Raw genomic sequence first — 14,342 nt, forward strand, 5'->3', positions numbered from 1 at the left:
CCGTCTGTTTTTTGAATTCCTCATTAAACCGTTGTCGTTGTTCCCTCATAAAAGGACACCTCTTTCTTTGTTAAGTAAATTATCCAGTTTCTCTTAACAGGTGTCCACTTTTTATTCTAGCTACATAATTCCATCTAACCTACCTCCCGAGGGCATCACTAGTTACATTAACAGGAGAATTTCCTGTTATTCGTCTTCCGCATCTATCAAGCTCACCTTATATTGCATCAATACTCCATCAAGCTCACCCTCCACTTCATCCAACTCGTCTTTCTTATCATCAAGTATGAACTTCGGAGTCTACTTTAATTAATATTATTAACGGTTCATCATCTGGATGTTACAAATGCAGGTAACCTGTTTGCACACGTAACCATTGCAATACCCATTGCAGCACCATATCCTCCACGGAAATTTCTGTATTGAACTTAGCTTTCTAATGCTCTAATACCAAGAGAGGGTTAACGGCATCGGAATATAGATGCAATTAGATCTGGTGCGCTGGTCATACCTTATTTGTTCCTTATATTTCAGAAAGAATAGACCGAACCTCTAGCTAGAGGTTCGGTCTATTCTCTTATCTATCTGAATCTCATGACACCCTTCATAAGCAAAAGTTAACTAAATACTTCTATATTTTTACTTCGTTCCGTATCACGTTCAAGGACCGGTTTCAAATACTTGCCCGTGTAAGATTGTTCTACTTTCACAATCTGTTCTGGTGTACCTGTAGCTATAATGGTTCCACCTCCACTACCGCCTTCTGGACCTAGATCAATTAGATAATCTGCTGTCTTTATGACATCCAAGTTATGTTCAATAACGAGGACTGTTTCTCCAGAATCAACAAGACGATGTAGCACAGTCAATAGTCGATCTATATCATCAACATGAAGACCCGTGGTAGGTTCATCAAGAATATACAATGTCTTACCTGTACTTCGACGGTACAGTTCTGATGCAAGCTTCACACGTTGAGCTTCACCACCTGAAAGTGTCGTTGCTGGCTGTCCCATTTTGACATAACCCAGTCCCACATCAAGGATCGTCTGCAGCTTACGGTGAATACGTGGGATGTTCTTAAAGAATTCAGTAGCATCTTCAATCGTCATATCTAATACTTCTGCAATACTTTTGTTTTTATATTTAACTTCTAACGTTTCTCGGTTATATCGCTTGCCTTTACATACTTCACAAGGAACGTAAACATCCGGCAGGAAATGCATCTCAATCTTAATAATTCCATCCCCACGACATGCTTCGCAACGGCCACCCTTCACATTAAAGCTGAATCGACCCTTCTTATAACCACGTATCTTAGCTTCGTTGGTCTGAGAGTAAATATCTCTAATGTCATCAAATACACCCGTATAGGTAGCTGGGTTAGACCTTGGCGTACGCCCGATAGGTGATTGATCAATATCAATAACCTTATCCAAATGTTCTAATCCTAGAATTTCCTTATGCTTACCAGGGCGTGCTTTGACAGCTCCGTTTAGTTCACGAGCAAGCTTCTTATACAGAATTTCGTTAATCAATGTCGACTTCCCTGAACCAGACACACCAGTTACTGCACTAAATACACCTAATGGAATCTTCACGTTAAGGTTCTTAAGATTATTCTCTTTAGCACCCTTAATCTCTAACCAACGATCTTCAGGCTTGCGCCGGTTCCTATTTACAGGAATGAACTTACGTCCACTAAGATATTGGCCCGTTAAAGAGTCAGGATGATCCATAATTTCTTGTGGTGTACCTTGGGCTATTACTTGTCCACCATGAATCCCAGCCCCTGGACCAATGTCAATAATATGATCCGCAGCCATCATCGTATCTTCATCATGTTCAACAACAATTAGCGTATTCCCCAAATCTCTCATGTGCTGAAGTGTCGCTATTAATCGATCGTTATCACGTTGATGGAGACCAATACTTGGTTCATCTAGTATATAAAGAACTCCCATTAAGCTGGATCCAATCTGAGTGGCTAGCCGTATACGCTGCGCTTCCCCACCTGATAACGTCCCTGCTGCACGACTTAAGGATAGATAGTCTAATCCTACATTCACCAGGAACCCAAGTCTGCTATCGATCTCCTTCAAGATCATATTCGCAATCATGGTCTCCTTCTCACTTAGCACCAAACTATTAAATAAATTCATGGCCTCCCCGATGGAAAGACTCGTCACGTCTGCTATGTTATGACTGTCTACCGTCACAGCCAAAATTTCTTTCTTCAGTCGATGACCTTTACATACCTCACACGGCTTAGCACTCATGAATCCCTCAATGAATTCACGAATCCCTTCCGAGGCAGTATCACGATATCGACGTTCAAGATTCGGAATAACTCCTTCAAAGACGACTAGCGCTTCCTTACGCTGCCCGAAATCATTCTCATATTTAAAACGAATCTTCTGATCTCCTGTACCATGCAATAACTTGTCCATCTCTTCTGGCTTGAGCTCACTTACAGGCACATTCTGCGGAATCTTGAAATGTTCACATACCGATTTCAAGAACTGAGGATAATAATTCGATGTGCTTCCTGTCCACGCTACGAATGCACCATCCTCAATCGATTTACTCATATCTGGTATAAGTAAATCTTGATCGACAATCATTTTGACACCTAAACCATCACATTCGGGGCAAGCTCCAAATGGACTATTGAAAGAGAACATCCTTGGTGATAATTCTTCCATACTGAATCCACAAATAGGACAAGCGAAATTTGAACTGAATCGCAGTTCTTCTTCCCCCATGACATCAACTAATAATTGTCCTCCCGAAAGCTTCAAAGCTGTCTCAATGGAATCTGCAAGTCTTGCTTCTACATCGTCCTTGACGACAATACGGTCTACAACGATTTCTATCGTATGTTTCTTATTCTTCTCAAGTTCAATATCTTCAGAGAGGTCTCTAAGTTCGCCATTAACCCGTACCCGAACAAAACCCTGCTTGCTAATATCTGCAAACAATGACTTGTGTTCACCTTTGCGTCCGGATATGATGGGCGCTAACAACTGTAGTCTCGTCTTCTCTGGATATTGCATAATTCGGTCAACCATTTGTTCTATCGTCTGTGATGTAATCTCAATACCGTGTGTTGGGCAATGAGGATGACCTACTCGAGCAAATAATAAGCGCAAATAATCATAAATCTCAGTCACGGTTCCCACGGTGGAGCGAGGATTGCGACTTGTAGTCTTCTGATCAATGGAAATCGCTGGTGACAACCCTTCAATGGAATCCACATCAGGTTTCTCCATCTGGCCTAGAAATTGACGTGCGTAGGCTGAGAGAGACTCCACGTAACGCCGTTGGCCTTCAGCATAAATCGTATCGAATGCCAAAGAGGATTTACCGGAGCCACTCAGCCCTGTTAACACCACAAAGCGATTTCTCGGAATGGTGATATCAATATTTTTCAGATTGTGGGCTCTAGCGCCCTTAATAATAATATTTTCACTTGCCAACGGTTATCAGCTCCTTATCATCTTTCACACTTGTGTAGAGAGCGATTCATCCTCGATCGCGTATCACTTATTTATTTTTAATCAGCTTTTAACTCTAATAAGGCATCACGTAACTCTGCCGCTCTTTCGAATTGTAGGTTCTTGGCTGCTTCCTTCATCTCTACCTCAAGCCGCTCTATCACGGACAGACGATCTCTCTTCGACATCTTCGAGACATTTCCTGTGAGATAATCAGCTTTGGATTCAGCAACCTTCGTAGCTTCAATGACATCGCGAATCTTCTTCTGAATCGTCTGTGGCGTTATTCCATGCTCTTCGTTGTATGCAATCTGAATCGTACGTCGACGAGCCGTTTCATCAATGGCCTTGCGCATAGAATCTGTAATCTTATCACCATACATAATGACATAACCCTCTGAGTTACGTGCCGCTCGTCCACTAGTCTGGATAAGGGAGCGCTCTGATCGAAGGAATCCTTCTTTATCGGCATCCAGAATAGCAACAAGAGATACCTCGGGTAAATCAAGACCCTCTCTAAGTAAGTTAATACCCACTAATACATGAAACGTACCGAGACGTAAGTCACGAAGGATTGCCAACCGTTCTAACGTCTTAATATCGGAATGTAGGTACCTAACCTTGATGCCAATTTCCTTCAAATAATCTGTTAGATCCTCTGACATCTTCTTCGTTAGTGTAGTAACAAGCACTCGTTCATCCCGTTCTATCCGAAGTCTGATCTCTTCGATAAGGTTATCAATCTGACCCTTCGTAGGTCGAACTTCGATAATGGGATCTAGAAGACCTGTTGGACGAATAATCTGCTGTACCATCGTCTCACAATGCTCGAGCTCGTACGGACCTGGTGTAGCTGATACATAGACGATCTGGTTAACCTTCTCTTCGAACTCCTCGAATCTTAATGGACGATTGTCTAGTGCAGAGGGTAACCGAAAGCCATGTTCTACAAGCATGGTCTTTCGCGCACGGTCACCATTATACATTCCTCGAATTTGAGGCAATGTTACATGTGACTCATCAATAACGACTAGCATATCATCTGGAAAGTAGTCCATTAATGTATAGGGGGTTGCTCCTGGTTCACGGAATGTTAGCGGTCCTGAGTAGTTCTCAATCCCAGAACAGAATCCAACTTCATTCATCATCTCAATATCATATCTTGTGCGTTGCTCTAACCTTTGAGCCTCTAATAACTTTCCTTGGGACTTCAGTACTTCCAATCGCTCTTCGAGCTCTCGTTCAATATTAATTAAGGCAATCTTCATCGTTTCTTCTTTTGTCACGAAGTGAGATGCTGGGAATATTGCAATATGATCTCTTTCTCCCACAAGCTCACCTGTTAACACATCAATTTCAGTAATTCTCTCCACTTCATCGCCGAATAATTCAACGCGAACGGCCTGTTCTCCTTTGGAAGCAGGAAATATTTCTATTACATCACCGCGGACACGAAACGTACCACGCACAAAGTTGAGATCATTACGTTGATATTGAATATCGACAAGTCGACTCAGAATCTCATTGCGAGATTTCTCCATCCCAACACGTAAAGAGAGTAACAAATCTGAATATTCACGTGGTGATCCTAAACCGTAGATACACGAGACACTCGCTACGATAATAACATCGCGACGTTCAAACAATGAACTTGTCGCCGAGTGACGAAGTTTATCAATTTCTTCATTTATGCTTGAATCCTTCTCAATATAGGTATCTGTTGAAGGAATATAGGCTTCAGGTTGAAAGTAGTCGTAATAACTGACAAAGTAATCCACCGAATTATTAGGGAAAAACTCCTTAAACTCTGCTGCAAGTTGTGCGGCCAACGTCTTATTATGTGCAATTACAAGCGTAGGGCGATTGACCTTAGAGATCATTTGAGCAATAGTAAACGTCTTGCCGGTACCCGTTGCACCCAACAATGTTTGCTCTTTCTGACCATTCTTAATCCCCGTTACCAACTCCTCAATGGCAGTCGGCTGATCGCCTTGCGGAGAGTATTCCGATTCAAGCTCAAACTGCTTGTTACTAATCACAATATCACTCATTGCACAATACCACCTTTTTCATCTAAAATAGTTAAAGTTTATGTCGAGTTTTCCCGATATATATTATAATAAGTAATATTCAACTTTATAAGAATATCTGTTCCCATTTATTATACTCGGATCAGATAGGAATGCAAATCCAAACAATGAGATTGGAGTGGTTAACAACAATGGATATCGTTACAATATTTGGCTTAATAGCAGGCCTTGCCGCATTAGTCGGAGGCTTCTTATTGGAAGGGGGGGCATTTACAGGATTATTTCAACAGACAGCAGCACTCATCGTATTCGGTGGGACCATTGCAGCTGTTGTCATTAGTTTTCCAGCTGCAAGATTGAAGACTCTTCCTCAAGCGATTCGTTATGCATTCGTTCGACAAGAGAATGATATGGACCAATTAGTTGAAGATCTTGTTGATATGGCAAATACTTCACGCCGCAGTGGTGTATTGGCTCTTGAACGTATGTCACAAGATCATTCTAATGCATTCCTTAGCGAAGGTATGCAGATGGTGGTAGATGGAACAGATCCTGTACTTGTCAAACAGATTTTAGAAATTGAAATGGATCGGGCTGAATTAAAGCACGAAGGATATGCCAAAATATTCGATTCCGCCGGTGGTTACGCGCCTACGATGGGGATTATCGGTACAGTCATGGGACTTATTCATGTACTTGGCAGTCTTTCTGATCCGACAGGATTAGGTCCGTCCATTGCCGTTGCTTTTATCGCCACACTTTACGGTGTAGCGAGTGCTAACCTTATCTTTTTGCCCATTGCATCCAAAATTAAATCGCGAAGTGCTGATGAAATTCAGAATATGGAGCTTCTTCTTCAAGGTATTCTTGCGATTCAGAACGGAGAACACCCTCAAATTGTCCGTAAAAAGATTTCATTCGGAACGAGTAAGACGAAGGACTTCAGCTTTGCTCCTTCATCCCCTTCAATGAAGAGAGGGATTCTAGATGAGACAACAGACTAGAGTGCAAACTCGTCGTCGCGGAAGACATACAGAAGATAGCAGTCGAGATCGTTGGCTCATTACCTATTCAGATCTAATTACGCTTCTGCTGATCTTCTTCATTATGATGTATGCTATGAGTACCCTGGATAAAAGTAAATATACGGATATTATTCAATCTCTTCAAACGACATTCTCTGCCGGTGATTCTATTCTGGAGCAAGGATCCGGGGTGACGGGTACTGCCGATAGTTATACACATAAGAATCCCAATACAGCGGCAATACCGCAGCCCGAGAAAGCTGCAGCGGCAACTAAGCTAACCGAACGTGAACAAGCTTTCAGAGAACAGGAACTTGAATTACAAGGATTAATGTCCGTCATTTCTACATATGTGACCGACAATAAATTACAGAATCAGATTTTTGTGGCGGATGAGCCCCAAGGGATCTCAATCACCCTGAGTGATCAGTTCGTATTTGATGCTGGTAGAGCTGACCTCAAACCTGAATCTGCTCCTGTGTTAGCCAAGCTTGCAAGTCTTTTCAAGAATCTAGGAACTACTGTTAGTATTGAAGGCCATACTGATAACTTACCTATCACCTATTCACCTAAATATCACGACAACTGGGATTTATCAGGGGCACGTGCACTTTCGATTCTACGCTTCTTTCTAGAGAAAGGGCATCTTAGCCCCGAGGGATTCCAATACGCAGGTTATGCGGATACACGACCCGTTGGAGATAATACAACTACCGAAGGTCGTCAGAATAATCGGCGTGTAGAAATTATTGTTCTTCGTCAATTGCAAAAAGAGTAAAACATCGTATGTCCTATCAAAACATATAGATTGATGCACAAGAAAATGCAGATCAGTAATCAACCTGATAAGCTCCCATCAGAGTAGACAGTAGAAAAAAAACTTCTACTACTATAATGATGGGAGCTTTTCTATGTCTAAAAGAAGTCCTACTCCTTTAGATCAACGTCATAATCAGTGCTTGAATGATCATTTTTCTGGTAAAATAAATCATCAACCGGATATTGTGTCATGAGGAAGCGGTATATAATCAAGAAAGCCGCTACACACCAACCCCCGTATCACTCGGTCGTAGCACAACAGATCCAATCGCAAGCAGAATTGCCGCCATCAACCCTAGAATAGCCAAGGGTAACCAGATTTCCGACAATTGGCCACCTGAAGCGATTCTCTCCACTGATTCGATTACCCACTTCTGCGGAACGAAATTAGCTGCCTTTTGTAAGTATTCAGGCACGATGGATAATGGCCAGAAACATCCTCCAATCATACATGTTGGCGTAATGATCATTGAATTAATCATAGCTGCATTATTGGGGTTTCGTACCAACCCAGCCACAGTACTAGCAATACCCATGGCTACTAACATGAAAGACCCTAAGATGAGTACGTGTGTTAAGAAGGGAATATTATACTCGTAGCCCAACACCCATCGACTCAATATGAGAATCGTGAGAATTTGAAGAATGCCAACAAAGAGACTACCTAACATATGACCCAGTGCGATTTGGTATGTCCTTACTGGAGCGGTATAAATACGTGCCAATGTTCTATTTCTACGATCATCCAATATCATTCGGACGATACCGGACACCAATCCCATCATGAACATAAGTGTAAATCCCGTTACATTGAGAAGACCAGGTTTAACATAGAGATTAAAGTCCGTTTTCTCCGATGTGATTGAGTGTTTACTTATTTCTTGTAAACCTTTTCCCAAGATCTCCAGCGATTCACCCGTGTCTATATTCATTGAACGGATCATGCCTGCTGTTTGTTCTAACCTTCCGACTAGACTATTTAAGCTCAGTTTGAGCGTATAGCTCACTTCGCTACTCATCAGTTCAAATACCTGTATGTCTAGTGTATTTCCTTGAAGCAATTGCACGCTGAAATCTGAAGGAATCCATATTCCGAGTTCCTCTTTATCTTTTACAACTGCGTGCCGGAGTTCATCTTCTCCCTGCAAAGGCTTCAGCCTATACTCCCCACTTCTAGACAGTTCATCAATGATATGTTGCCCTACCGGACCGAGATCCTGATTCACATAAGGAATCGTCACCTTCGAGTCACCACTCTGACCCATCAACCCAATGGTAGCGGCTACCACGATACACGGGAGAATAATAAACATCATAAACCCCTTCTTGGTTCCAATAATTCTTCTGACCATATTCACAGCAATCGTTAAGCTATGCATGGTACCCCACCTTTCGATATACAACAGCTGTAACACCCAATAGCGCTACGCATATCCATGACAGAACGCCTATACTCGACATAATTTCAGACGTATTTCCATGTAACATGATTTGCAAAATACTCTCCATCCCCCAATGATTCACCGTTAGTTTTCCGATACTCTGCAAAATACCCATCGGAATGGGAATAAATCCCCCACTAAAGAATGTCATTACTGTAATCATAAATTGGAAAATGTTATTCGCACTTGAACTATTCTTCGCGGTGAAGGATACAAGAGCTGCGATCGTCATCGATGCAACAATGATTAACATACAGGTTATTGCTAACAACAAAGGCTGTTCTCCCCAGTACGTTCCATATAATGTCGAGGATACGGTAATAATCACAATCGTCTGAACCATTGCAACAATACTACTTCCAATCATTTTTCCTACTAATATTTGAATATGCGGTACGGGCATTGACTGTAAACGATATAATGTATGGTTATCCTTTTCTTCATATAGACTGCTACTAGCCGTGCTACCCGCATAGAGTAGGAACATCATTAACATCGCCACTGCATAATACTGCGAAGCTGAGTAAGTGGATGCCTCATCACTTAATTTACCTACTGTGACATAGGAACGAGCATCCTCAGGCGAAGATGAAGCAGGTATTGCTTCTTGACTCATATCCAGCGTCTCCATGACAGCCATAATCCCTTGTGCATGATTAATTTCATCCAAGAAGTTATCAAATATGGTTCCTACAACCCTATTCGCCATTCTGTCACTTCCAAGCATCAGCTGGAGCTTCGCTTCCTCTCCCTTCATCACTAACTGATCGAAATCAGTAGGAACGGTCACGACATAATCTACTTCTTTCGATCGTAACAACTTCTCCGCTTCGGACGTCGTAGATACATTGCTCAACGAAATCATTTTCACAATTTCGGGACTGCGTAGAAAGGCATGTAACTGAGAGGTTAGTTCTGTGCTATCGCCTACATAATCTACAATGGCAACCTTGACAGGCTCAAGATCAAGTGTTTCATCATTTGAACTAAAGAAGCTTGAAAGGGCTGTGCCTAGTATAAATATTAATAGTAATGGTAATAGAAAAAGATTGAGAACCACCGAACGCGATTGTAACATTCTCCTTAGTTCAAACCATGCAATCATCCACATATTCATCTACTCTCACCCCCTAATCGCGCAACTTACGACCTGTCAGATTTAGAAAAAGAGACTCGAGATTAGGTTCTTCACATGCCAGCGACTGTATAATGACATTGTGCTTGGCACAGATGAATAGAATATCTTGTAATTCCCGTTGAGACGATTCCACATATAACTCCATTACATCTTCCTTAGTCGAGACTCTTGATATTCCTGGATGAAGCTTCAACTCGTCGATCACAGCTTCTGAAATCTGCGTTGCCTGAATCACAATCTTCTCCACACTTGATAAACGTTCTCGCAACTCATGCTGTGTGCCACATGCAATCACATGTCCTTGATCCATAATGGCTACACGATCGCAGATGGCGTCTACCTCTTCCATGTAATGACTTGTATAAATAATCGTCGATCCCATTTTATTTAATGTCCGAACAGATTCAAGAATATGATTCCGCGACTGAGGATCGATACCTACCGTAGGTTCGTCCATGATAATTAACTTGGGATGATGCATAATTGCACATGCAATATTTAACCTTCTTTTCATTCCTCCCGAGAAAGTCGCTGGTAGTTCCTTAGCTCGATCCTGAAGGCCGACGAACTCTAATGCTTCCTCTACACGTTCCTTCAGTAGTTTTCCCCGAAGTCCATACAATTTGGCAAAGAAGGTAACATTCGTTGTCGCAGACATCGTCTCATATACCGCTAAATCCTGAGGAACAAGGCCAATCTGTTTCTTTACATCAAGAGGTCGGTCAGATACCGATATTCCATCGACATGAATACTTCCATGATCTAATTTCATTAACCCGCTCATCATGTTAATCGTTGTACTTTTTCCAGCCCCATTCGGCCCTAATAGACCAAATATTTCGCCTTCCTGGATACTTAGATTTAAATGATCTACCGATATATTCGTGTCATACCGTTTAACAACATCCTTAATCTCCACAAACGCCATAATCATTTCCCCTTCATCCTCGGCTTATAGTTCTCATTGTACGGAAGTTCAATCGATCTGAGAGGTACTAAAGGTCATACGTTGTAGGTGACGAAAGTCATCTCCTTCCACATTCTGGTCCTATGCTATAATAAAACCATCTAGGCTTATTTCGACTTATAAAGGATGTTGCTATCTTGTCCTCCTATCTAACTATTCTTCGCTACGGCTTGATCATAACGGCCGGATGTATCTCTATGTACATATATCAATACGACAATAATGGGATCTTCCTATTCACGTTGCTACTTTATTTACTCCTCGTTGTCATGGGTCGATTCACGCTCAACCATTCTGCCAAAAGACTTCTATCCTGCTTAGAAATCCTATTCTCTGTCTGGTTATGCCACACCTATGGGTATTTAATGTTGTTTGTTTCTCTTTCTTCCCTATTTGTCTATATTCGATTACCACATCGCTTGATCAGCTTGGTCATGTTAAGTATCCATGTCATTCTTTTAAATATAACCTTTCAACATGAGCAACCCCTATGGATCATCTGCTTCAACTGTATACTCCTGTTAACTGCCGCATTATTAGGACTATTACAACTTTCCGTTACCCGGCATGAGGTTACTGTTCATCTCTATGACGAACTTCGGAAGAAACACTACGAATTAGAAGAAACACGTAAGCGCCTCGTAGAATTTAGTCATCACGTGGAGGCTTCTGCCCAATCAGGAGAACGTGACCGAATCGCTAGACAACTTCATGACGATATTGGTCATCGCTTAATCCGAATCAAAATGATGATGGAAGCAGCCATTCAGATTATGCCTTCTAATTATTCTAAAGGGATGGAAATGATGCTTCAGATTCGAGACCAGCTATCAGACAGCATGGACGACATGCGTAATACGGTGAAGAGAATGCGTCCTCCGACTTCTTTGAAGGATGAATATGCCATTGATCGATTGCTCGAAGAGACAGGGCGTGAGACCGGGATTCATACGTCCCTTACGATTGAAGGAGACCCCTTTCAACTGTATCCAAGCCTTCAAATTGTATTATACAAAAATGCGAAAGAGGCGATAACGAACGCTCTCAGGCATGGTAACGCTTCTTCGGTGGAGATCACGCTTACCTTCAGAAATGGTGAAGTAAGTATGTATGTCAGTAACAATGGTGCTACTGCATTACCTTCCTATACGAATACAAGACAACAAGGAATGGGCTTAAGTGGGATGCAAGAACGTGTTCAACTCGTAGGAGGGCGTATGGATATTCAATGGGAACACCCCTTTACTATCACAACCATACTTCCCGTATACAAGAATAAGGAAATCATTTAGAACAAGGGGGACATTCTAGTTGATATCATTAATGATCGTAGATGATGATGAGTTCATTCGTGAGAGTCTGAAAGTATTCATGGCCATGGATGTTGATATTCAGGTCGTAGGTTGTGCCGCGAACGGTGCGGATGCCGTAGAACTTATGCAATCGGGGATCCATGTGGATGTTGTACTTATGGATATTCGTATGCCTATATGTGACGGGGTGGAAGGAGCCAAACGAGTAAAGGAGCAATTTCCTCATACACGTGTACTTATGCTGACTACTTTTGATGATGACGAGTATATTATTCAAGCGTTAGAGAATGGCGCAAGTGGTTACTTACTCAAGAACATTCCTCCAGAACGCATTATTCATGGTATTAAAACAGTATACAAAGGTGATATTCTGATCCATCCTGATATCGCTCGTAAATTGACGGCATTCCTTCGTCCTGCTGCTTTTTCTAGCCCACAGACGTCAGAAACTTCCGCTGCTCTGAGGTTGGAGCCATACGGCCTGACTCCTATGGAACAGCGTATCGTCCGTCATATTGCAGAAGGGCTCTCAAATAAAGAAATCGCCCAGACATGTTTCCTGAGCGAAGGTACGGTAAAAAATTATATTACAGAGGTGTTAAGCAAGTTACAGCTGAGAGATCGAACTCAGATTGCTATTCTATACCTCAAAGATGATGTGAACTAAGAATTAAGAACGAAACTAGCTAGCCTGTCTACTATCGATCCCATGGATATCGTATAACAGGTTCGGGTAAATCTGAGTCTTTCTCTAGCTCCACAGTTGCTGCTATCTCCGCTATGGCAAGCGTCACCTGCTTCTCAGCTGTCTGAGCATCGTCTCTTAAGGAAGAACGTTTACGAGTGTTTAATCTCATACTGATAATCTGAAAAATGCTAACAGGACTCATGCGAGCGGTCACACTAACATCTTGGCCTGGTGCCAGAATAACACCTAACTGATGATGATCCCCTGCATAAATAGCACGTTGGAGATATTTACTCTCTCCAGCTAAGTTCTGAACTTCCAACTTACAGAAAGCAGGATTCATACGCAAGGAACTATGAAGCTGTTCCTTCGTACGGAGAGTTACGCCATTCACTTTCAGCAAGGTCTCTCCAGGTACAATACCAAGTTCCTCTGCTGGACTATTAGGAACGATAGAAAATACACGCAGCCCCTGAGTGGGATGGACAAATATTGAACTGCGTCGCTGTTCTTCTAAACGACTGAGCCAGATCAATCCTTCATGTATTAAGAAACTGGCTAGTGCTGCAACAATCATAAGCGGACTCCACCACGCAGAGAGTAAACTAAGTGCAAGAAGAATGATACTGTACTGGAGTAGCCTTTTGAATGTGATATTCGCCTTTTGTCTCGGTAACAAACTCTGTGTCATTTCTCCAAATCCAATCATGATCGGGAGCGCTAACAGACTGAAGCCTCCACTCCAATCACCGCCTCCTAATAAAGGTGTCCAGGGTAAGACACTTCCTGTTGTCTGGGCTGGAATGAGTAGAAATAGAGGTAGCGGCCAAAAAGCTTGCATCTGATATCCTCCGACTAACTTTCCACGTTTACTCTCAACGAGTAATGGCATGGCGAATGATGGACCTTGTTTCTTCACGAGAATAGCCTCTGCCAAATGCAGCACAGCTACCAAAGCTAGAAGAGCAGGTATATCTAAATCCCTCACCGTTTCCACAATCGTCCCCATAGACGACGACACAGGTTGCCATTCTGGAAAGAAACCCACGATAAACTGTATGACACCTAATATGCCAATGGCATAAGCGAAACATAAATATCTCAAACGTAAGCATAACAACACTAGGGTAACAACCCATATACAAATAATAGCTTCTCTAGTTAAGGAAATCCCTAGAAAGGCTATAACCAGCGAGACACATACCCCTCCCACTAGTCCCCCAATAATGGTTCGCCAAGTCTGTAATCCCCAACTATGCAATCGAACATGAAATAACTTCCGTTCCATGAGAACCTGCTGACGATAAAACAACATTATAAATAGAATTGAAATATAATAAAAGGGCTGAGTCAACAACTGGATTAAGCCATCACTCACATTCCATAATAATTCTAAAGCCACATCCAAGATTTCGTCACACTC

General features: G+C 42.1%; 10 protein-coding genes. 4 read left to right on the forward strand and 6 right to left on the reverse strand.

Translation table 11 applies throughout. The annotated features are described in order from the left end of the window. Nucleotides 1-617 precede the first annotated feature (617 nt). Nucleotides 618-3,479 carry an excinuclease ABC subunit UvrA gene (gene uvrA, locus AC1D69_RS22010; protein WP_495458274.1) on the reverse strand — a complete coding sequence of 954 codons (2,862 nt, stop codon included), beginning with the start codon at nucleotides 3,477-3,479 and terminating at the stop codon, nucleotides 618-620. Between the two features lie 77 nt (nucleotides 3,480-3,556). Continuing rightward, on the reverse strand, nucleotides 3,557-5,548 hold the full coding sequence (gene uvrB, locus AC1D69_RS22015; protein ID WP_495458275.1) for an excinuclease ABC subunit UvrB: 1,992 nt from the start codon (nucleotides 5,546-5,548) through the stop codon (nucleotides 3,557-3,559). A gap of 170 nt (nucleotides 5,549-5,718) precedes the next feature. Between uvrB and AC1D69_RS22020 the strand changes: the two genes are divergently transcribed. After that, the gene (locus tag AC1D69_RS22020; RefSeq protein WP_495458276.1) at nucleotides 5,719-6,531 is read left to right on the forward strand and encodes a flagellar motor protein; all 813 of its coding nucleotides are present in this window, start codon (nucleotides 5,719-5,721) and stop codon (nucleotides 6,529-6,531) included. Then, the gene (locus tag AC1D69_RS22025) at nucleotides 6,515-7,330 is read left to right on the forward strand and encodes a flagellar motor protein MotB (protein ID WP_495458277.1); all 816 of its coding nucleotides are present in this window, start codon (nucleotides 6,515-6,517) and stop codon (nucleotides 7,328-7,330) included. The genes AC1D69_RS22020 and AC1D69_RS22025 overlap by 17 nt, the downstream gene beginning before the upstream one ends. Before the next feature lie 262 nt (nucleotides 7,331-7,592). Here AC1D69_RS22025 and AC1D69_RS22030 read toward each other — a convergent pair whose 3' ends face one another. From AC1D69_RS22030 to AC1D69_RS22040, 3 genes are read right to left on the reverse strand one after another with little or no spacing between them, the layout of a single operon-like run. Beyond that, nucleotides 7,593-8,750 (reverse strand): ABC transporter permease, encoded by a 1,158-nt coding sequence (locus AC1D69_RS22030; protein WP_495458278.1) that lies wholly within the window; start codon nucleotides 8,748-8,750, stop codon nucleotides 7,593-7,595. After that, the gene (locus AC1D69_RS22035; protein ID WP_495458279.1) at nucleotides 8,743-9,930 is read right to left on the reverse strand and encodes an ABC transporter permease; all 1,188 of its coding nucleotides are present in this window, start codon (nucleotides 9,928-9,930) and stop codon (nucleotides 8,743-8,745) included. Before AC1D69_RS22035 ends, AC1D69_RS22030 begins: the two co-directional genes overlap by 8 nt. A 13-nt stretch (nucleotides 9,931-9,943) precedes the next feature. Next, complete coding sequence (locus tag AC1D69_RS22040; protein ID WP_495458333.1) at nucleotides 9,944-10,879, reverse strand: ABC transporter ATP-binding protein; 936 nt, start codon at nucleotides 10,877-10,879, stop codon at nucleotides 9,944-9,946. Nucleotides 10,880-11,115: 236 nt separating this feature from the next. On the opposite strand from AC1D69_RS22040, the gene AC1D69_RS22045 reads away from it, so the two are divergent. Both AC1D69_RS22045 and AC1D69_RS22050 read left to right on the forward strand, forming a co-directional pair. Next, entirely contained in the window at nucleotides 11,116-12,210 is a 1,095-nt protein-coding gene (locus AC1D69_RS22045) for a sensor histidine kinase (protein ID WP_495458280.1), read from the forward strand. A gap of 19 nt (nucleotides 12,211-12,229) precedes the next feature. Continuing rightward, nucleotides 12,230-12,898, forward strand: coding sequence for a response regulator (locus tag AC1D69_RS22050; RefSeq protein ID WP_495458281.1), 669 nt, complete (start codon nucleotides 12,230-12,232; stop codon nucleotides 12,896-12,898). A 31-nt stretch (nucleotides 12,899-12,929) separates the two neighbouring features. Here AC1D69_RS22050 and AC1D69_RS22055 read toward each other — a convergent pair whose 3' ends face one another. Further along, nucleotides 12,930-14,327 (reverse strand): PDZ domain-containing protein, encoded by a 1,398-nt coding sequence (locus tag AC1D69_RS22055; protein ID WP_495458282.1) that lies wholly within the window; start codon nucleotides 14,325-14,327, stop codon nucleotides 12,930-12,932. Nucleotides 14,328-14,342 lie beyond the last annotated feature (15 nt).

It is taken from the genome of Paenibacillus sp. Y301, from assembly GCF_059445505.1.

Excerpts from the sequence above, each read along its gene's own strand:
- uvrB (WP_495458275.1), bottom strand. The coding sequence starts at position 5,548 with ATGAGTGATATTGTGATTAGTAACAAGCAGTTTGAGCTTGAATCGGAA.
- AC1D69_RS22020 (WP_495458276.1), top strand. The coding sequence starts at position 5,719 with ATGGATATCGTTACAATATTTGGCTTAATAGCAGGCCTTGCCGCATTA.
- AC1D69_RS22025 (WP_495458277.1), top strand. The coding sequence starts at position 6,515 with ATGAGACAACAGACTAGAGTGCAAACTCGTCGTCGCGGAAGACATACA.
- AC1D69_RS22030 (WP_495458278.1), bottom strand. The coding sequence starts at position 8,750 with ATGCATAGCTTAACGATTGCTGTGAATATGGTCAGAAGAATTATTGGA.
- AC1D69_RS22035 (WP_495458279.1), bottom strand. The coding sequence starts at position 9,930 with ATGAATATGTGGATGATTGCATGGTTTGAACTAAGGAGAATGTTACAA.
- AC1D69_RS22040 (WP_495458333.1), bottom strand. The coding sequence starts at position 10,879 with ATGGCGTTTGTGGAGATTAAGGATGTTGTTAAACGGTATGACACGAAT.
- AC1D69_RS22045 (WP_495458280.1), top strand. The coding sequence starts at position 11,116 with ATGTACATATATCAATACGACAATAATGGGATCTTCCTATTCACGTTG.